Source organism: Pantoea sp. 18069, assembly GCF_902706035.1.
Lineage (GTDB): Bacteria > Pseudomonadota > Gammaproteobacteria > Burkholderiales > Burkholderiaceae_C > Comamonas.
Window position 1 is genome coordinate 83,266 of the sequence record NZ_CACSJA010000021.1, and the last position, 18,043, is coordinate 101,308.

The 18,043-nt window shown below is 66.5% G+C and carries 18 protein-coding genes; 12 read left to right on the forward strand and 6 right to left on the reverse strand.

What is annotated here, in order from left to right; all coding sequences use genetic code 11:
• Positions 1-240: 240 nt before the first annotated feature.
• The 5 genes from rpmH to mnmE all read left to right on the forward strand — a co-directional run bounded on the left by rpmH (position 241) and on the right by mnmE (position 4,744).
• Positions 241-375, forward strand: coding sequence for a 50S ribosomal protein L34 (rpmH, locus tag GVL12_RS16770; protein ID WP_012207856.1), 135 nt, complete (start codon positions 241-243; stop codon positions 373-375).
• Positions 376-436: 61 nt separating this feature from the next.
• Positions 437-964 (forward strand): ribonuclease P protein component, encoded by a 528-nt coding sequence (locus GVL12_RS16775; protein WP_159916067.1) that lies wholly within the window; start codon positions 437-439, stop codon positions 962-964.
• On the forward strand, positions 961-1,248 hold the full coding sequence (gene yidD / locus GVL12_RS16780) for a membrane protein insertion efficiency factor YidD (RefSeq protein WP_159916069.1): 288 nt from the start codon (positions 961-963) through the stop codon (positions 1,246-1,248). Before GVL12_RS16775 ends, yidD begins: the two co-directional genes overlap by 4 nt.
• Entirely contained in the window at positions 1,245-2,933 is a 1,689-nt protein-coding gene (gene yidC, locus GVL12_RS16785; protein ID WP_159916071.1) for a membrane protein insertase YidC, read from the forward strand. The genes yidD and yidC overlap by 4 nt, the downstream gene beginning before the upstream one ends.
• Positions 2,934-3,334: 401 nt before the next feature.
• Positions 3,335-4,744, forward strand: a complete 1,410-nt coding sequence (gene mnmE, locus GVL12_RS16790; protein ID WP_159916073.1) for a tRNA uridine-5-carboxymethylaminomethyl(34) synthesis GTPase MnmE — start codon at positions 3,335-3,337, stop codon at positions 4,742-4,744.
• A 97-nt stretch (positions 4,745-4,841) separates the two neighbouring features.
• Here mnmE and GVL12_RS16795 read toward each other — a convergent pair whose 3' ends face one another.
• The 5 genes from GVL12_RS16795 to GVL12_RS16815 form a co-directional block, all read right to left on the reverse strand.
• Positions 4,842-5,987, reverse strand: a complete 1,146-nt coding sequence (locus GVL12_RS16795) for a hypothetical protein (protein WP_159916075.1) — start codon at positions 5,985-5,987, stop codon at positions 4,842-4,844.
• Between the two features lie 145 nt (positions 5,988-6,132).
• A complete protein-coding gene (locus GVL12_RS16800; RefSeq protein WP_159916077.1) occupies positions 6,133-7,299 on the reverse strand; it encodes a mandelate racemase/muconate lactonizing enzyme family protein in 1,167 nt (388 codons plus the stop codon).
• A 28-nt stretch (positions 7,300-7,327) separates the two neighbouring features.
• On the reverse strand, positions 7,328-8,032 hold the full coding sequence (locus GVL12_RS16805; protein WP_159916079.1) for an SDR family NAD(P)-dependent oxidoreductase: 705 nt from the start codon (positions 8,030-8,032) through the stop codon (positions 7,328-7,330).
• Complete coding sequence (locus GVL12_RS16810) at positions 8,022-8,987, reverse strand: tripartite tricarboxylate transporter substrate binding protein (protein WP_159916081.1); 966 nt, start codon at positions 8,985-8,987, stop codon at positions 8,022-8,024. The genes GVL12_RS16805 and GVL12_RS16810 overlap by 11 nt, the downstream gene beginning before the upstream one ends.
• Before the next feature lie 75 nt (positions 8,988-9,062).
• The gene (locus GVL12_RS16815; protein WP_159916083.1) at positions 9,063-10,001 is read right to left on the reverse strand and encodes a dihydrodipicolinate synthase family protein; all 939 of its coding nucleotides are present in this window, start codon (positions 9,999-10,001) and stop codon (positions 9,063-9,065) included.
• A gap of 122 nt (positions 10,002-10,123) precedes the next feature.
• Here GVL12_RS16815 and GVL12_RS16820 point away from each other — a divergent pair, with 122 nt between their 5' ends.
• Together GVL12_RS16820 and GVL12_RS16825 are read left to right on the forward strand one after the other, a co-directional pair.
• Positions 10,124-11,077 carry a LysR family transcriptional regulator gene (locus GVL12_RS16820; RefSeq protein ID WP_159916085.1) on the forward strand — a complete coding sequence of 318 codons (954 nt, stop codon included), beginning with the start codon at positions 10,124-10,126 and terminating at the stop codon, positions 11,075-11,077.
• A complete protein-coding gene (locus tag GVL12_RS16825) occupies positions 11,070-12,317 on the forward strand; it encodes a CynX/NimT family MFS transporter (RefSeq protein ID WP_200843830.1) in 1,248 nt (415 codons plus the stop codon). The genes GVL12_RS16820 and GVL12_RS16825 overlap by 8 nt, the downstream gene beginning before the upstream one ends.
• A 3-nt stretch (positions 12,318-12,320) precedes the next feature.
• Here the strand turns inward: GVL12_RS16825 and GVL12_RS16830 are convergent, their stop codons facing one another.
• A complete protein-coding gene (locus tag GVL12_RS16830) occupies positions 12,321-13,271 on the reverse strand; it encodes a LysR family transcriptional regulator (protein ID WP_159916087.1) in 951 nt (316 codons plus the stop codon).
• A 107-nt stretch (positions 13,272-13,378) separates the two neighbouring features.
• On the opposite strand from GVL12_RS16830, the gene GVL12_RS16835 reads away from it, so the two are divergent.
• From GVL12_RS16835 to GVL12_RS16855, 5 genes are all read left to right on the forward strand, one after another.
• The gene (locus GVL12_RS16835) at positions 13,379-14,356 is read left to right on the forward strand and encodes a tripartite tricarboxylate transporter substrate binding protein (RefSeq protein ID WP_159916089.1); all 978 of its coding nucleotides are present in this window, start codon (positions 13,379-13,381) and stop codon (positions 14,354-14,356) included.
• A gap of 3 nt (positions 14,357-14,359) precedes the next feature.
• Positions 14,360-15,406 carry a 4-hydroxythreonine-4-phosphate dehydrogenase PdxA gene (locus tag GVL12_RS16840; RefSeq protein WP_159916091.1) on the forward strand — a complete coding sequence of 349 codons (1,047 nt, stop codon included), beginning with the start codon at positions 14,360-14,362 and terminating at the stop codon, positions 15,404-15,406.
• A 53-nt stretch (positions 15,407-15,459) separates the two neighbouring features.
• Complete coding sequence (locus GVL12_RS16845; protein ID WP_159916093.1) at positions 15,460-16,632, forward strand: L-rhamnonate dehydratase; 1,173 nt, start codon at positions 15,460-15,462, stop codon at positions 16,630-16,632.
• An 11-nt stretch (positions 16,633-16,643) separates the two neighbouring features.
• Positions 16,644-17,573 (forward strand): dihydrodipicolinate synthase family protein, encoded by a 930-nt coding sequence (locus tag GVL12_RS16850; RefSeq protein ID WP_159916095.1) that lies wholly within the window; start codon positions 16,644-16,646, stop codon positions 17,571-17,573.
• Positions 17,574-17,583: 10 nt separating this feature from the next.
• A partial coding sequence (locus GVL12_RS16855; RefSeq protein WP_159916097.1) for an aldehyde dehydrogenase family protein occupies positions 17,584-18,043 on the forward strand: 460 nt, incomplete at its 3' end.

Genomic DNA, 18,043 nt, shown 5'->3' on the forward strand with positions numbered 1-18,043 from the left:
TCAAGGACTTATCCACAAAATATCAGGTGGTTGTCCTCAACTCTCGCTGCGACAAATGGCTGACCTGCTTTGAAAAAGGTCATTGCAACATGGATCGAATGTGGAGATAATCGCGGGTTTCCCTGAATGTGTTCAGGGTGATATGGCCCGGCCGGCTGTTTTTTGCGGTTGGCGGGTGTTGCCGGAAGGCGGCTTTTTGCCGGCCCGGTGCGAATCTGAACCTCCTCAAGGAACAACACCATGAAACGTACTTACCAACCCTCCAAGACACGTCGCGCCCGTACCCACGGCTTCCTCGTTCGCATGAAGACCAAGGGCGGCCGCGCTGTGATCAACGCACGTCGCGCCAAGGGTCGCAAGCGTCTGGCTGTCTAAGGCCATTCTTGGCGCCTGCCCATCGGTTCACCCCTTGGGCTCCTCCACGGAGGTGCCGCGTATGCAACGGCTGAAAACGCGTCCGCAGTTCCAGGCTGCGATGGCGGGAGGCATTGTCTCCCGTACCCCGCACTTCGCCTTGCACCGCCTGGTACTCGATGTGGATGTGCCTCAGACGCCTCCCTCAGGGCCCGGCGGCTTGCCTTCTGTGCAAGCCCCGCAGGCCCTGTTCGGCGTGGTCTCGGCCGAGTCGGGTTCCTGGCTCGGCGCGATGGCGCCCAAACGCTGGGCCAAGCGCTCGGTGACCCGCCACGCCATACAGCGACAGGTCTACGTGCTCGGCGATGAATACGCGCCGCAGCTCGCCCGCGCCGCCTATGTGGTGCGCCTGCGTGCGACTTTCGACCGCAAGCAGTTCATCAGCGCGACGTCCGAGCCGTTGAAGCAGGCCATTCGCGCGGAACTGCAGCAGCTTTTCGCCTATGCCGTGCGCCGCCAGTGCGCGCCGGCAGCGGCACGGCCGGCTGCTGCGACCGGGGCCATGGCTACGGTCGCAGCCAAAGCCGCGGCCGAGAAGGCTGCGCCATGATGCGCCGGCTGCTCATGGGCCTGGTGCGGCTCTACCGCCTGACCTTGAGTCCCTGGATAGGCTCGGCCTGTCGTTTCGAGCCCACCTGCTCTGCCTATGCGCTCGATGCCCTCGGGCAGCATGGCGCGGCCGCGGGCAGCTATTTGACCCTGCGCCGGCTGGCGCGTTGCCATCCATGGTGTGATGGCGGTCATGATCCGGTTCCATCGCAAACGCCCCGGCTGTTTGCCTGCTGCCAGCCTTCTTCTTCGACCACCCAACCTTCTTCAAAGAAGTCTTCATGAACGACATTCGCCGCACCATCCTGTGGGTGATATTTGCCTTTGCCATGGTCTTGCTATGGGACAAGTGGCAAGTTCACAACGGCAAACAGGCCACTTTCTTCCCCGCACCCGTGACCGTGCCGGTCGCCGCGCCGCTGGCACCCGTGACGCCCGGTGCGTCCACGGTGCCATCGTCCGCACCTGTGACGGCCGACAGCAGCCAGGTTCCTGGCGGCGCGCCCGTTGCAGCCCCTGCGTCGACCCGCGAGAACGTTCAGGTCACGACCGATGTGCTTTCGCTGACGTTTGACACCCAGGGTGGCACGCTCAAGCACGCGGAGATGCGCAAGTACGCGGACATGGCCGACAAGACCAGGTCCTTCGTGCTGTTCGACGAAAGCGCGCAGCGCGTCTACATGGCCGAGACCGGCCTGATCGGCGGCAGCTTCCCCAACCACAAGACGGCGATGCAGCTGGTGCCCGGTCCCACGACCCTGCAGGACGGCCAGAACGAACTGCAGATCCGCTTCGAGTCGGCTGATGTCGGCGGCGTGAAGCTGGTCAAGACCTATACGCTGCAGCGCGGCGCCTACGACATCGCCGTGCGCCATGAAGTGGTCAATGCCGGCGAGACCTCGATCAACCCGCAGCTGTACGTGCAACTGGTGCGTGACGGCAATGCGCCTGCGGGCGAGTCGAGCATGTACTCGACCTTCACCGGCCCGGCCGTGTACACCGAAGCCAAGAAGTACCAGAAGGTCGAATTCAAGGACATCGAAAAAGGCAAGGCCGAGTTCGAGAAGACCGCGACCAATGGCTATGTGGCCATGGTGCAGCATTACTTCGCCAGCGCCTGGCTGCTCGCCGATGGCCTGCAGCGCGACATCTTCGCACGCAAGGTCAGCGACAACCTGTATACGGTGGGCATGATCACGCCCCTGGGCACGGTCGAAGCCGGCCAGAGCAAGAGCATCGAAGCCAGGCTGTTTGTCGGCCCGCAACTCGAGAAGACGCTCGAAACCCTGGCCCCGGGCCTGGAGCTGGTCAAGGACTATGGCTGGCTGACCATCATGGCCAAGCCGCTGTACTGGCTGCTCGACCAGATCCATAGCCTGCTGGGCAACTGGGGCTGGTCCATCGTCGGCCTGGTGCTGGTGCTCAAGATCCTGTTCTACTGGTTGAACGCCAAGGCCTATTCCAGCATGGCCAAGATGAAGGCCATCAACCCCAAGATCATGGAGATGCGTGAGCGCCTCAAGGACAAGCCGCAGCAGATGCAGCAGGAGATGATGCGCATCTACCGCGAGGAGAAGGTCAACCCCATGGGCGGCTGCCTGCCCATCATCATCCAGATCCCGGTGTTCATTGCGCTGTACTGGGTGCTGCTGTCGAGCGTCGAAATGCGCAACGCGCCCTGGATTGGCTGGATCACCGACCTGTCGTCGCCTGACCCGTACTTCATCCTGCCCGTGCTGATGACGCTGAGCTCGCTGCTGCAGACCGCGCTCAACCCCGCGCCGCCGGACCCGATGCAGGCCAAGATGATGTGGATCATGCCGCTGATGTTCAGCGTGATGTTCTTCTTCTTCCCCGCCGGCCTGGTGCTGTACTGGCTGACGAACAACATTCTGTCGATCGCCCAGCAATGGCTGATCAACACCCGCATGGGCGTGCCTCCCCAGTTCAATCTGCCGAAGTTCAAGTGATCCCCCCTGAGCCGCTCACGCGGCTTCCCCCCAGGGGGACGGCAGCCTCGCTGCGGGGTGGCCCTTGCTCGCTGCCCCTGAGCTGGGCCGCGCCAGTTGCACATGCCAAGGGCGGCGCACGCGCGATGAATCATTGACAGAGGTCACTCCCTCTGACCGCCACGGCCGCTTTTGCGGCCGTGGTTGTTTGTGCACTGGTTATCCACAGGTTTCAGGTGCCGCTATCATGCCTGGCACTGGCTGCTGACCGTTCGTGGTGAGCTTCGCTAGGCGCGCCCGTCGTACCATGAACGCCCCGTCCTCATGCCTTGACCCCAGGCCGTTCATCCTTCGACGCGGCCGGCTAGGCAGGCTCAGGACGAACGAGGGGCGCCTCCTCTTAATTTTTAAAGACTCCCGCCATGCTCCCCCGCCACGACCAACCCATTGCCGCCATTGCCACAGCCCCCGGTCGAGGTGCCGTGGGCATCGTGCGGGTTTCCGGCAAGGGCCTGGCGCCGCTGGTGCAGCGGCTGTGCGGGCGCGCCCTCAAACCGCGCGAAGCGACCTACCTGCCGCTGCGCGACGCCAAGGGCCAGCCCATAGACCATGGCCTGGCGCTGTTCTTCCCCGGCCCGCACAGCTATACCGGCGAGGACGTGCTCGAGCTGCAGGCGCATGGCGGCACGGTGGTGCTGCAGCTGCTGCTGGCACGCTGCCTCGAAGCCGCGGCCGAAGCTGAAGGCCCGGGCCAGGCCTGCCTGCCGGGTCTGCGCCTGGCGCAGCCCGGCGAGTTCACCGAGCGCGCGTTTCTCAACGACAAGATCGATCTGGCCCAGGCCGAGGCGATTGCCGACCTGATCGATGCCAGCACCGAAGCCGCGGCGCGCAGCGCCAGCCGCTCGCTGTCGGGCGCGTTCTCGCAGGAGATCCATACGCTGCGCGACGCGCTGGTGCGGCTGCGCATGCTGGTCGAAGCCACGCTTGATTTCCCCGAAGAGGACATCGACTTCCTGCAGCAGGCCGATGCCAGCGGCCAGCTCGAGCGCCTGCAGCAGTCGCTCGCGGGCGTGCTCGCGCGCGCCCACCAGGGCGCGCTGCTGCGCGAAGGCATCAAGGTGGTGATTGCCGGCCAGCCCAATGCGGGCAAGAGCTCGCTGCTCAACGCGCTGGCGGGCGCAGAACTCGCCATCGTCACCGAGATTGCGGGCACCACGCGCGACAAGGTGCAGCAGACGATTCAGATCGAAGGCGTGCCGCTGCATGTGATCGACACCGCGGGGCTGCGCGACAGCGACGATACGGTGGAGCGCATAGGCATTTCACGCGCCTGGGACGAGATTGCCGCGGCCGACGCCGTGCTGTTCCTGCACGACCTCACGCGCCAGGATCAGGGCGACTACCGCGCGGGCGACGACGCGATCCGCGCCACGCTGGCCCAGCGGCTGCCGGCCCAGGTGCCGGTGATCGATGTCTGGAACAAGACCGATTCGGCCAGCGCCGAGATGCTGGCCGCGGCCGAGGGCCTGCGCCTGTCGGCGCGCACCGGCGACGGCCTGGATGCGCTGCGCCGGCGCCTGCTCGAAGTCGCGGGCTGGCAGTCGGCGCCCGAAGGCCTGTACCTGGCGCGTGCGCGCCACGTCGAGGCGCTGCAGGCCGTGGGCCAGCATCTGGACCAGGCCGCAGCGCAACTGCGCGCGGCCGGCCCGCACCTGGACCTGCTGGCCGAAGAGCTGCGCCTGGGGCAGAACGCGCTCAATGCCATCACCGGAGAGTTCACGTCCGACGATCTGCTGGGCGTGATCTTCTCCAGTTTCTGCATCGGGAAGTGATCAGGCGATGCCGTGCACTTCGAGCCGTCCGGCCAGGCCTGCGTTCCCGGCACGAAGGCGGGCGAGTTCGTCGTCGCGGCCAGTCATCGCCAGCGTTTTATCCCGACCACAGGCCCGCATTGGCAAGACGACGCAGCAAGGCCGCCCGCCTGGCGTGAGGAACAAGAAAGCGCCGCAACTGGCGATCGAAAGTTTCGGGACTGGCAACCAATGCATGCCCTTCGGCCAGATCCTTCAGAATGCGTACCGCTTGTTCGTAGCTGGACGCGATGCCGAGAGATGCCTGTTCGTCCGCCGATTTCCAGTATGTGTCCTGCGCATCCATTATCTGGCGTAGTTCGGCCTCGCGCTGCTGCCGGCGTTCAGCCTCGCGTTTCGCATGCACCTGGGCTTCGCGAGCCCGTCTGGTCGCCGCAGCCGATTGCGCCAGCTCACGCAGTTCCATCACCCTGCGCCTAGATGTCCCCGAAGGTGCCGGGCGCTGTGCTTTCAGCCACGCAGCGTGGTGCGACTTCACCTGCCGCTCAGCCTCTTGACCTTGCCCCAATGCAATTCGCTTGAGCACATCCTGCATGTCCGCTGTCTGCCAGGTATCCAGCCAGATGGAGATATGCTGCGTCTCCTCGTACTGCGGCGTGGCCGCAGCGCTGCCCATGCTGGCGGCCTCCAGCAGATCCGGGTCGATTTCCAAAAACTCGGCCAATGCCTGCTGTGCAGGCGACAGTTCTGTCAGACCGGATGGAACTTCCGGCTCCAGCGTGTCGTCGCGCAAGGCGTCGCCAGCGGCCAGCCACCCCAGGTACAGGGGGCGCAAATCGCCGCGCATCAGCTCGTCACGCAAAGGCATCAACCTGGGCATCCAGCCGGCGCCATCGTCTTCTGCAAAGCGGTCATAGTCTTCGCTTTCCGCCAGCGTCCAACGGAGAATCCAGTGTGTATTGCTGGGTTCAATCGACAGCGCAAACGGACTGGCGAAAGGCTCCAGTTCGGCCTTGCGGAAAACGGCCTTCGGCAGCCGCAGTGATAGCTGACAACTGCACCAATTGGCCGAGTGGACAAAGGCATCGAAATAACGCTGCATCCAGTCGGCGGGGTCGGCCTTGAGGTCGCCCCATTCGTAGTGATTGGTGAAACCGCTGGGTGTGATGGCGGCTCTGGTGGAGATGGCGCGAAGTTCGGCCATCTCGTCACGGGTCAACGGCCTGTCGATGGCCGCGAACTCGTAGTATTGGTATTCGCTCATGGTGTTGGCGTCCAGTTGATCTTGCTGGATTTTGCCGGCATATCAGCCCAACTCAAGCAAGGGACACGCCAACGTTTGGGGCCAAAAAAGAGGTCAGATAGCCGCGCAGCCGCGCAGCCGCGCAGCCGCGCAGCCGCGCAGCCGCTCAGCGCGTCAGCGCCAGCATTTCCCTGATCAGATCCGACTTGCCCTCGAAGCCGATGCCCGGCAGCGCGGGCAGCGTCACATAGCCGTTGTCGACCTTCACGCCGTCGGGGAAGCCGCCATAGGGCTGGAACAGGTCGGGGTAGCTTTCATTGCCGCCCAGGCCCAGGCCGGCGGCAATCGCCAGCGACATCTGGTGGCCACCATGGGGTATGCAGCGGCTGGGCGACCAGCCGTTTTCCTTGAGCATGTCCAGCGTGCGCAGGTATTCGACCAGGCCGTAGCTTAGAGCGCAGTCGAACTGCAGGTAGTCGCGTTCGGGGTGCATGCCGCCGTGGCGTATCAGGTTGCGCGCATCCTGCATGGAGAACAGGTTCTCGCCCGTGGCCATGGGCCCCTTGTAGACTTCGCCCAATTTGGCCTGCAGCTCGTAGTCCAGCGGGTCGCCGGCTTCCTCGTACCAGAACAGCGGGTATTGCGCCAGCGCCTTGCCGTAGGCTACGGCGGTCTGCAGGTCGAAGCGGCCGTTGGCATCGACCGCGAGCTGCTGGCCAGGGCCCAGGATCTTGAGCACCGACTCTATGCGTTCGCAGTCTTCGGCAATGCGCGCGCCGCCTATCTTCATCTTCACCACCGAGTAGCCGCGTTCGAGATAGCTTTCCATTTCCTGCCTGAGCTTGTCCAGGCCCTTGCCCGGGTAGTAGTAGCCACCGGCGGCGTAGACAAAGACGCGCGGATTGGGCGTGCCCGTGCCGTAGCGCTGGGCCAGCAGCTCGAACAGCGGCTTGCCTTCGATCTTGGCAACGGCATCCCAGATCGCCATGTCGATGGTGCCCACGGCCACCGAGCGCTCGCCGTGGCCGCCGGGCTTCTCGTTGGTCATCATGCAGGCCCAGATCCTGTGCGGATCGAGGTTCTCGCCGCTGGCGTCGACCAGCGTCGCGGGATCGGCTTCGAGCACGCGCGGAATGAAGCGCTCGCGCATCAGCGCGCCCTGGCCATAGCGGCCATTGGAGTTGAAGCCGTAGCCTATGACCGGCTGGCCGTCGCGGATCACATCCGTGACCACCGCCACGAGGCTCAGCGTCATCTTGGAGAAGTCGATGTAGGCGTTGCGGATGTCGGACTTGATGGGGCGGGTCGACTCGATGATGTTGACGATTCTCATGGCTGCTGTTCTCTGTACAGGTTGACGTTCATTGCGACAGCGAGGCGCCGCCGCAGATATTCAGGTTCTGGCCGGTGATGGCCGCTGCCGCGGGCGACAGCAGGTAGCTGACCAGCGCGGCGATCTCCCGGGGCTCGACCAGGCGGCCCATGGGCGGCATGCGCGGCGCGCTGCCCGCGCGCGCCGGGTCCTTGAGCATGGGCGTGGCCGTCGCGCCCGGCGAGACCACGTTGACGGTGACGCCGCGCGGCGCGACTTCCACGGCCCAGCTGCGCGCCAGGGCGATGACCGCGGCCTTGGTGGCCGCGTACTGGCCGCGCCCGGGCAGGCCCTGGGCCACGCGGCTGCCGATAAAGACCACGCGCCCGAACCCGCGTTGGGCCATGGCTGGCACCAGCGCGTCGGCAAGCCGCGAGCCGGCATCGACATGGAGCTGCCACATCAGCGCACCGGCTGCCGCATCGAGCTGGCCCAGCGGGCCCACGCGCAGCACGCCTGCCGCATGCACCAGGGCGTCGACATCGGCAAGACCTGCGGCCAGGGCCTGCGTCTTGGCGCCGTCGGTCAGATCAAGGGGCTGGTGCGTGAACGACGCATGCTGGATCGTCGGCGCAGAGAGGTCGACGCCGGTGACGCGCCAGCCCGCGGCCAGCAGGTCGTCGCAGACGGCCTGGCCTATGCCGCCGCTGCTGCCCGTGACGACGGCGTGCAGCTGCCTTGCCTCATTCGACACGGATGTTCCCCTCGGTCACGATCTTCTGCGAGCGTTCCATGTCCTGCTTCTGGAAGCGGGCGAAGTCTTCCGCGCTGCCGGTGGTGATCAGAATGCCTTGTTCCCTGAGCTTGTCCTTCATGTCGCCGGCCAGCGCCTTGTTGACTTCGGCATTGAGCTTCGTGACGATCTCGGCCGGCAGCCTGGCCGGGCCCCAGAGACCGTACCAGCTGTAGAACTCGTAGCCGGGAATGGTTTCGCCCACGGTGGGAACGTCGGGCAGGCTGGCCGCACGCTCCGCGGAGGTCACGGCGACCACGCGCAGCATGCCGCTCTTGTGGTACTGCAAGGAGCCCAGGATGGGGTCGATGAAGCCGTCGATCTGGCCGCCTATCAGGTCCTGGAAGGCCGGCGCCGTGCCCTTGTAGGGAACGATCAGATAGTCGAGCTTGCCGGCGCGCTTGAGCAGCTCGGTCGACAGGTGGCCGGCCGAGCCTATCGAGCCCACGGCAAACGACATCTTTCCCGGGTGGGCCTGGGCATAGGAGATCAGCGACTTGATGTCGGTGATCGGCAGGTTCTTGTTCACGGCGACCGACAGCGGCGCCTTGGCGACCAGCGCCACAGGGGCGAAGTCGCGGTTCACCACATAGGGCACGGACTTCATGGTCATGGGTGCGGTGGTAAACGTCGAGGCGTTGAACAGCAGGGTATAGCCGTCGGCCGGCGCCTTGGACACGACGTCGCCGCCGATCACGCCGTTGCCGCCGGGGCGGTTCTCGATGATGAAGGCCTGGCCCATCTGCTCGCTGAGCTTTTGCGCGAGCTGGCGGCCCACGACGTCGAGCGTGCCGCCCGGCGGAAACGGGATCACGACCTTGACGGCCTTGTTGGGATAGGCCTGGGCCGACGCGGCGCCGGCGATGGCCAGGGTGATGGCGCCGAGCGCGCCGCGGATGAAGTTCTTGCGTTGCATGTCTTTGTCTCCTGCTGTTTTTTAGGAAGTCCATGGCCGTGGCATCGTTGTGCGCCACGGCGAGCGAAGTGGCTGTCAGCGCTTGAGCAGTCCGGCCTGCTGCACGGCGGCGCGCAGTGCGGCGGTCTCCTTTTCATTCGGCGCTTCGGTGGGCGGGCGCACGGTGGCGTCGTCGATTACGCCGGCCAGGTACATGCCGCCCTTCATGCGCGCATGGGCCTCGCCCGTGGGCTCGCCGCCGCCGTAGACCGCGTCCTTGAGCGGGGTGATGATGGCCTGCACTTGCATGGCCTTCTTCAGGTCGCCGGCCTTGACGGCGTTCCACAGGTCGATGATCAGCTGGGGAATGAAGGTGGCGAAGCCGACCAGCGCACCATCGACGCCCTGCACCATCGAGGCCAGCAGGTATTCGTCGTGGCAGGTCAGGATGGCCTTGCTCGGGTCGGCTTCGCGTATCGCCTGGATGTCGCGCGCATATTTGTTCATGTCGCGCTGGCCGACCTTGAACGCCTGCAGGTAGGGCAGCTTGGCCAGCTGGGCGAGCAGCTCGCACGAGTACGAGGCACGCGTCCATGCGGGGTAGACATGGCACACCAGGTCCAGCCCGGGCGCGGCCTGGTGGATGGCGTCGAAGTACTGCAGCGCGTGCTCGGGCGTGAAGCCGAAGCGCAGCCAGTGGTGGGGCGGCATCACGTCCAGCGCCACGGCGCCCGCGGCCTGGGCGGCGCGTGCATGCTCGGCGGCTTCGGCCAGGCCTTCGCAGACGATGGACGAGATCACGGGCATGCGGCCCTTGAGTTCGTCGGCGACGATGCGCGTGACTTCGGCGCGTTCGCCCGGGGTCAGCGAGAACACTTCGCCGGTGTGGCCGTTGGTCATGATGGCGACCACGCCGTCATGGCCCGCAAGCCAGGATGCGAGCTTGCGCAGCGCCGGTTCGTCGATGCGGTGATCGGGCGTGAACGGGCAGGAAATGGCGGGGATGATCCCTTTGTAGTTGGCAATCGATGGCATGTATAGTCTCCTGGCGTTGGCTTTGTGGGTCTGCGGAGTGATCATTTCCCAGAGCGCAAAACGGCGCCAATACTAGAAATGCATACAACTATCCACTTCGTGGAAGACACCGGGCGCAGCGCATGGGACCAGGCAATCGCAATCTAGACTTCGAGTGGCTGGAAGACTTCATGGCCCTCGCCGAAAGCGGCAACTTCTCGCGCGCCGCCGAGGCGCGCGCGATCGCCCAGCCGGCGTTCAGCCGCCATATCCGCGGGCTCGAGGAGTGGGTGGGCGTCGATCTTTTTGACCGCAGCGCGCATCCGGCCGCGCTCACGGCCGCGGGCCAGCGTTTCCTGCCCCTGCTAGAGGGCGTGCTGGGCGATCTGGAAGCCGCGCGCATCAAGGCCCGGGCCGCGCATGACCAGGAGGAGTCGACGCTGCGCTTCGCGGCCACGCACTCGCTGTCGCTCACTTTCTTTCCGCGCTGGCTCACGGGCATAGAGTCGCGGCTGCACATCGGCTCGCTGCAGACCATGTCGGACAGCTCGCGCAGCTGCGAATTCCTGATGTTCCAGCGGCGCGTGCAGTTCGTGCTGTGCCATGGGCACAAGGACGTGCCGGGCCGGCTCGACGAGCAGGAGTACCCGGTGCTGCGGCTGGGCAGCGAAGTGCTGCTGCCGGTGTCGGTGCCGCATCCCGACGGCACGCGGGCCAAGGCCTTGCACGCGATAGGCAACGCGGCGCCTGTTCCCATGCTGGCCTACAGTCAGGACTCGGGCCTGGGCCGCATCATGCGCGCGCAGCTGCGCCCCAACATGGCCAGGGCGGGCAGGAGCAACGCGGATTACGAATTGCAGGAAGTCTTCACCGCCCACCACGCGGTGCTGCTCAAGACCATGGCGCTCGAGGGCCGCGGCATCGCCTGGCTGCCGCAGTCGCTGATCGAGGCCGAACTGGCCAACGGTTCCCTGGTGGGCGCGGGCCCCCAGGCCCTGAACATTCCGGTGGAGATACGCATGTACCGCCAGCGCGCGGTGATGTCGGACAAGGCCGAAGCGCTGTGGGAGCTGGCGGGAAAGCAAGCGCTTGACTGATGTCACCGTGGCCGGCGCCCTGAAAACCCATTCCACACCAGCCGCGATTGCCGTCATCCTGGCCGGGGTCACGGCAGCGCTGCACATCGGCAAGATTCCGCCGGCGATTCCGGTGCTGCAGCAGGCGCTGGGCCTGACGCTGGTCGAGGCCGGCTTTCTGCTGTCCATGGTGCAGTTGGCCGGCATGCTGCTTGGCGTGCTGCTGGGCGTGGCGGTCGACGGCCTGGGGCTGCGCCGCAGCATGCTGATCGGGCAGCTCACGCTCAGCGCCGCGAGCCTTGCCGGCATCTGGGCGCGTGCGCCCGCCGACCTGCTGGTGCTGCGGGCCGTCGAAGGGCTGGGCTTTTTGCTGGTGGTGCTGGCCGCGCCCAGCCTGATACGGCAACTGGTGCCGGCGCGGCAGCTGCCGTCGTTCCTCGGCCTGTGGGGCGCCTACATGCCCGCCGGCGCGGCGCTGGCGCTGCTGTGCGGGCCGCTGTTCATGGCGGCCTGGGGCTGGCAGGCCTGGTGGGGGCTGCTGGGCGCGCTGTCGGCGGCGATGGCGCTCTGGCTGGTGCTGGGCGTGCGGAATGCCGGGGCGGCCCTTGCCGCGGCGGCCCCTGCGGGGCCGGTGGCCGCCGCGTCCCAGGGCTGGGGGCAGCGCCTGCGCGTGACGCTTGCCAGCCCCGGCCCATGGCTGGTGGCGCTGGCGTTCGCGATGTATTCGAGCCAGTGGCTGGCGGTGATAGGCTTTCTGCCGTCGGTCTATGCGCAGGCGGGTGTGGGCGCAGCGGCCGCGGGCGCGTTGACGGCGCTGGTCTGCGCGATGAACATCATCGGCAATGTCGTGGCGGGCCGGCTGCTGCTGCGCGGGCAGGCCGCGCAGCGGCTGCTGTTCTGGGGCTTTGGCAGCATGGCGCTGACGGCGTTGCTGACATTCAGCCCGCTGCTGGGCGAGGCGCCGCAGCTGCGCTACGCGGCCGTGCTGCTGTTCTCGGCCGCGGGCGGCATGGTGCCGGGCACCCTGTTCTCGCTGGTCGTGCGCCTCGCGCCGAATGCGCAGACGGTGTCGACGACCATGGGCTGGGTCCAGCAATGCTCGGCCACGGGCCAGTTCCTGGGCCCGCCGCTGGTCGCCTGGGTCGCGGCCCAGGCCGGCGGCTGGCATGCGACCTGGGTGGTGACGGGCGCGGCCTCGGCGATCGGGCTGTGGCTCGCAAGCCGCCTGGGCGCGCGCGCCGCGGTGGCGCAGCAGGCCTGAGCGTCAGTGGCCGGCGTCCGGCTCGGCCCGGTGCAGCAGCTCCAGGAACTGCTGCGCGGGCCGGCTCAGCGGCCGGTCGCGGCGCACCAGGCTGCCATAGGATTCGAGCTTGTGGCGCAAGGTGTAGGGAACGATGCGCAGCATGCCGCAGGCGTCGTTGAGCGCACCCACGGTCTGCGGAATGACGCCCAGCATGTCCGAGCCGCGCACCAGGTTGATGGTCGTGAGGATGGAGCCGGTCTCGATCAGGCCGCGCGGCAGCGGCGTGCAGTGCTCGCGGAATTCCTGCTCGATCAGCGCGCGCATCGGGCTGCCCGGCGGCTGCAGCACCCAGCCGTAGCGCTGCAGGTCTTCGAAGCTGACCTGGGGCAGCGCCAGCAGCGGGTGCTCGTTGCGCACGATGAAGGCCAGGCTTTCGTCGTCGATAGGCCGGAAGATGCACTCGGCCGCGGACGCGGACGCCATGCGCCCGACCACCACTTCGAGCACGCCTTCGTGCAGCTGGGTCAGCAGGCGGTCGCTGGTGTCGACGGCGACTTCCATCTCGAGCAGCGGCAACTGCTGCTTGAGGTCGAGCAGGGCGCGGGTCAGCCTGCCGGGCGAGGCCGCCATGATGCTGCCCACGACCAGCCGGCCCGCGCTGCCCTGGCGCAGCTCGGCCAGTTCGCGGTTGAGCGCTTCCATGCTGCCGCGCATCGCGCGGAAGTAGTCGAACACCCGGTCGCCCGCGGCGTTGCGCTGCAGCTGCCGGCCCACGCGCTCGAACAGCGGCTGGCCCAGCGCGTCCTCGAGCTCATGCAGCATCTTGGTCGCCGCGGGCTGGCTCAGGCCCAGTTGCGCGGCCGCGGCGCGCAGTGTCTGGCGCTCCTCTATGGCCAGCATCAACGCGACCTGGCGCATGCGCAGGCGGTTGAGCAACTGCGGTGTGTTGTCGCGCTTGTCTATGGATCCCATGGTTGGCTCCTGATTTCCTCAGGTTATCAATCTATCAAAAACATTGAATATACGGATATCAATACCTTGCCTACGATGCAGCTACCACTATAAAAATGGAGACAAAGATGCAAAGACGCCATCTGCTGACCGCCGCCGCGGTCTGGGGAACCTGCCTGCTGCCCGCCGCCGTGCAGGCGCAGGATACCGTCAACTGGCCCACGCGGCCGGTGCGCATGCTCGTGGGCTCGGCGCCGGGCGGCGGCACCGACGCCATGGCGCGCGCCGTGGCCGACCGGCTCGCGCCGCTGCTCAAGCAGCCGGTGCTGGTTGAAAACCGCCCCGGCGTCTCGAACACCATGGCCGTCGACGTCACCGCCAAATCCACCGACGGCCACACCATGGTCATGGGCGTGGTCACGGCCCATGCGATCGCGCCCCACCTGCTCAAGCTGGGCTACGACAACAACCGGGATCTGGTGCCCGTGGCCTTTGTAGGCTCGGTGCCCAATGTGCTGGTCGTGGGCAATTCGGTGCCGGCGAACACGGTGGCGGAACTGGTGACCATGGCAAAGAAGAATCCGGGCCATATCAACTTCGCCACCAGCGGCACGGGCAGCACCCAGCACATCGCGGCCGAAGTGTTCAAGGACGCGGCCGGCATCGCGATCACCCATGTGCCTTACAAGGGCAGCTCTGCCGCGCTGGTCGATCTGGTCAGCGGCCAGGTGCAGATGAGCTTCGACACCATGCCGTCGGTGATCGGCCAGATCAAGGCCGGCAAGCTGCGCGCGCTGGCCGTGACATCGCCCCAGCGCAACCCCCAGCTGCCCCAGGTGCCGACCATGGCCGAGGCCGGCCTGCCCAGCGTGGAAATCAGTGCCTGGTACGGCATCTACATGCCGGCTTCCACGCCCAAGGCGGTGCAGCAGAAGGTGCATGACGAAGTCAACAAGGTCATCGCCATGGCCGAGACCCGGACCCGGCTCGAGGCCGTGGGCGCCGAACTGCGGGCCATGACCCAGGCCGACTTCGGCGCCTTCCACCTCGCCGAATACCAGCGCTTCGGCGAGATCATCCGCAAGAACGACATCAAACTGGACTGAGCCATGTCTACCGTACCCCTTCCCGTCGTTGCCCTGACCCTGGGCGACCCCGCCGGCATAGGCGCCGAACTGATCGCCCGGCTGCTGGCCAAGCCCGAAGCCGCACAGCAGGCCAATCTGGTGCTGATAGCCGACCCCTGGCTCTGGGAGCAGGGCCAGCGCATTGCCGGCGTGCAGGTGGCCACGGCGCCGCTGGCCGGCCTGGCGCAGGTGCGTGAACGCGCCGACACGCGGCTGCCGGCCTTTGTTGCCGTGGACAGCATTGCCGCCGCCGACGTGCTGACCGGCCAGGTCGGCGCGGCGGGAGGGCGTTCGGTGCTGCAGGTGCTCGACCAGTGCATGGACGCGGCGCTGGCCGGCGACATCGACGCGATCTGCTTTGCGCCATTGAACAAGCAGGCCATGAAGCTCGGCGGATTGCGCCATGAGGACGAGCTGCACCACTTCGCCGAGTACCTCGGTGTGCAGGGCTACTTCTGCGAGTTCAACACGCTGGGCAATCTCTGGACCTCGCGCATTTCCTCGCATGTGCCGCTCAAGGATGTCGCCAGCTACCTGAGCCAGGAGCGCATCGCCCAGGCGGCGGAACTCATCTACAACGCGCTGCGCGCCAGCGGCATCGCCGCGCCCAAGGTCGCGATCGCGGGCTTCAACCCGCACAACGGCGACGGCGGCACCTGCGGGCGTGAAGAGATAGACACCATCGCGCCGGCCGTGCGTGACCTGCAGGCGCGCGACTGGCCCAGCGACTCGCCGTTCCACGGCCCGTTCCCGGCCGACACGATCTTCCTCAAGGCCCAGGCGGGCGAGTACCAGGCCATCGTCACGATGTACCACGACCAGGGCCAGATCGCGATCAAGCTGCTGGGCTTTTCGCGCGGCGTGACGGTGCAGGGCGGCCTGCCGATTCCCATCACCACGCCGGCCCATGGCACGGCCTACGACATCGCGGGCCAGGGGCGCGCGAGCGTCGAGGCGACCTGGCAGGCCTTGCTGATCGCCAGCCGCATGGGACGGGCCCGCATGGGCGCCGCCCAGGCCACCGCCTGATTCCCCGGGCGGCGCGTGCCGCCCGGTCCCCTCCATTTTTTCTAGAGGTCTTTATGAAGATCAAGTCCGTACGCGCCCGTGTTTTCCAATGGAAGGGCAAGACCGTTCCGCCGCAAGGCAACTTCTGCTCCAACGCCATGGACCTGGTGTACTCCAACACCGAGAGCATGAGCACCTTCCGTTTCCATTCGTGGACCGTGGTCGAGATCGAGACCGATGACGGCATCGTCGGCATAGGCAATGTCGCGCTGGCCCCGGCCATCGCCAAGGCCATCATCGACCAGTACCTCGCGCCGCTGGTCATCGGCCAGGACCCGTGGGATTACGAATACCTGTGGCAGCGCATGTACCGCGCGACCCACGCCTGGGGCCGCAAGGGCGTGACCATGGCCGCGATCTCGGCCGTCGACCTGGCCATCTGGGACATCCTGGGCAAGAGCGTCAACAAGCCGGTGTTCAAGCTGCTGGGCGGGCGCACCAAGGAAAAGATCCCCTGCTACTACTCCAAGCTCTACCGCGGCGACCTCAAGCAAATGCAGGACGAGGCGCAGCAGTTCATGGACCAGGGCTTCACCGCGTTCAAGATGCGCTTCGGCTACGGCCCGGCCCACCTGCAGCATGGCGTCAAGGAGAACCTCAAGTCGGTCGAAGCCATCCGTGAAGTGATCGGCTACGACAACGACCTGATGCTCGAGTGCTACATGGGCTGGAACCTCGAATACGCCAAGCGCATGCTGCCCAAGCTCGCCAAGTACGAGCCGCGCTGGCTGGAAGAGCCGGTGATCGCCGACGACATCGACGGCTACGCCGAGCTCAACGCCATGAACATCATTCCGATCTCGGGCGGCGAGCATGAGTTCAGCCTCTACGGCTTCAAGCAACTGCTCGACAAAAAGGCCGTGAGCGTGGTGCAGTACGACACCAACCGCGTCGGCGGCATCACGGCCGCGCACAAGATCAACGCGCTGTGCGAAGCCTATTCGGTGCCGGTGATTCCGCACGCCGGCCAGATGCACAACTACCACCTGACGATGAGCACGCTGGCCTCGCCCATGGCCGAGTACTTCCCTATCTTCGACGTCGAAGTCGGCAACGAGCTGTTCTGGTACATCTTCGACGGCGAGCCCATCGCCGAAAACGGTTTCCTGCAGCTGCGCGACGACGTTCCCGGCCTGGGCCTGACGCTCAAGACCGAATACCTCGACCAGTTCGACATCATTGAATAAGGAGCCGCGCCATGCCTGGACTTTCCAACCCCCGCTACCGTGGCATCTTCCCGGTCGTGCCCACGACCTTCCACGAAGACGGCACGCTCGACCTGGCCAGCCAGAAGCGCTGCGTCGATTTCATGATAGCTTCGGGCGTCGACGGCCTGTGCATTCTGGCCAACTACTCCGAGCAGTTCCTGCTGGCCGATGACGAGCGCGAAACGCTCACGCGCCTGGTGCTCGAGCAGGTGGCCGGTCGCGTGCCGGTGATCGTCACCACCACGCACACCAGCACCGCCGTCTGCGCCGCGCGCAGCCGCCGCGCGCAGGACATGGGCGCGGCCATGGTGATGTGCATGCCGCCCTACCACGGCGCGACCTTCCGCTTCGGGGAGCCACAGATCCAGGCCTTCTTCCAAGGCGTGTCCGATGCCATCGATATTCCCATCATGATCCAGGATGCCCCGGCCGCCGGCACGCCGCTGCCGCCCGCTTTCCTGGCCAAAATGGCCAAGGAGATCGAGCAGGTCAGCTATTTCAAGATGGAAACCGCGGGCGCGGCGGGCAAGCTGCGCGAGCTGATCGCGCTGGGCGGCGAAGCCATCGAAGGCCCGTGGGATGGCGAGGAAGGCATCACGCTGCTTGCCGACCTCGAAGCCGGCGCGACGGGCGCGATGACCGGTGGCGGCTTTGCCGACGGCATACGCCCCATCATCGAGGCCCACCGCAACGGCGACAAGGACCAGGCGTTCGCGCAGTACCAGCGCTGGCTGCCGCTGATCAACCACGAGAACCGCCAGGCGGGCTTTCTCGCCGCGAAGGCGCTGATGCATGCCGGCGGCGTGATCGCCTGCGACGCGCCGCGCTCGCCCTGGCCCGCGCTGCACCCTGAAGTGCGCCGCCAGCTGCTCGACATCGCGCATCGCCTGGACCCGCTGGTGCTGCGCTGGGCGCGCTGAAGGAAGACCCATGGCCCGCTACGACAACCTGATCAACGGCCGGTGGACGGCTGCCGCCCACTACGCCCCGAATACCAACCCCGGCGATCTCTCCGACGTCATCGGCGAATACGCGCAAGGCGGTGCCGAGGATTTGCAGGCGGCGGTTGCCGCCGCCGCGGCGGCTTTCCCGGCCTGGAGCACCTCGGGCATCCAGGCGCGCCACGACGCGCTCGACAAGATAGGCAGCGAAATCCTCGTGCGCAAGGAAGAGCTCGGCGACCTGCTCGCGCGCGAGGAAGGCAAGACCCGCCCCGAGGCAATAGGCGAAGTCGCCCGCGCGGGCCAGGTCTTCAAGTTCTTCGCGGGTGAATGCCTGCGCCTGGCCGGCGAGACCCTGCCGTCGGTGCGCCCGGGCATAGGCGTGGAGATCACGCGCGAGCCCGTGGGTGTGGTCGGCCTGATCACGCCCTGGAATTTCCCCATCGCGA

Coding starts and splice junctions, on each gene's coding strand:
- rpmH (WP_012207856.1), top strand. CDS start 241: ATGAAACGTACTTACCAACCCTCCAAGACACGTCGCGCCCGTACCCAC.
- GVL12_RS16775 (WP_159916067.1), top strand. CDS start 437: ATGCAACGGCTGAAAACGCGTCCGCAGTTCCAGGCTGCGATGGCGGGA.
- yidD (WP_159916069.1), top strand. CDS start 961: ATGATGCGCCGGCTGCTCATGGGCCTGGTGCGGCTCTACCGCCTGACC.
- yidC (WP_159916071.1), top strand. CDS start 1,245: ATGAACGACATTCGCCGCACCATCCTGTGGGTGATATTTGCCTTTGCC.
- mnmE (WP_159916073.1), top strand. CDS start 3,335: ATGCTCCCCCGCCACGACCAACCCATTGCCGCCATTGCCACAGCCCCC.
- GVL12_RS16795 (WP_159916075.1), bottom strand. CDS start 5,987: ATGAGCGAATACCAATACTACGAGTTCGCGGCCATCGACAGGCCGTTG.
- GVL12_RS16800 (WP_159916077.1), bottom strand. CDS start 7,299: ATGAGAATCGTCAACATCATCGAGTCGACCCGCCCCATCAAGTCCGAC.
- GVL12_RS16810 (WP_159916081.1), bottom strand. CDS start 8,987: ATGCAACGCAAGAACTTCATCCGCGGCGCGCTCGGCGCCATCACCCTG.
- GVL12_RS16815 (WP_159916083.1), bottom strand. CDS start 10,001: ATGCCATCGATTGCCAACTACAAAGGGATCATCCCCGCCATTTCCTGC.
- GVL12_RS16820 (WP_159916085.1), top strand. CDS start 10,124: ATGGGACCAGGCAATCGCAATCTAGACTTCGAGTGGCTGGAAGACTTC.
- GVL12_RS16830 (WP_159916087.1), bottom strand. CDS start 13,271: ATGGGATCCATAGACAAGCGCGACAACACACCGCAGTTGCTCAACCGC.
- GVL12_RS16835 (WP_159916089.1), top strand. CDS start 13,379: ATGCAAAGACGCCATCTGCTGACCGCCGCCGCGGTCTGGGGAACCTGC.
- GVL12_RS16840 (WP_159916091.1), top strand. CDS start 14,360: ATGTCTACCGTACCCCTTCCCGTCGTTGCCCTGACCCTGGGCGACCCC.
- GVL12_RS16845 (WP_159916093.1), top strand. CDS start 15,460: ATGAAGATCAAGTCCGTACGCGCCCGTGTTTTCCAATGGAAGGGCAAG.
- GVL12_RS16850 (WP_159916095.1), top strand. CDS start 16,644: ATGCCTGGACTTTCCAACCCCCGCTACCGTGGCATCTTCCCGGTCGTG.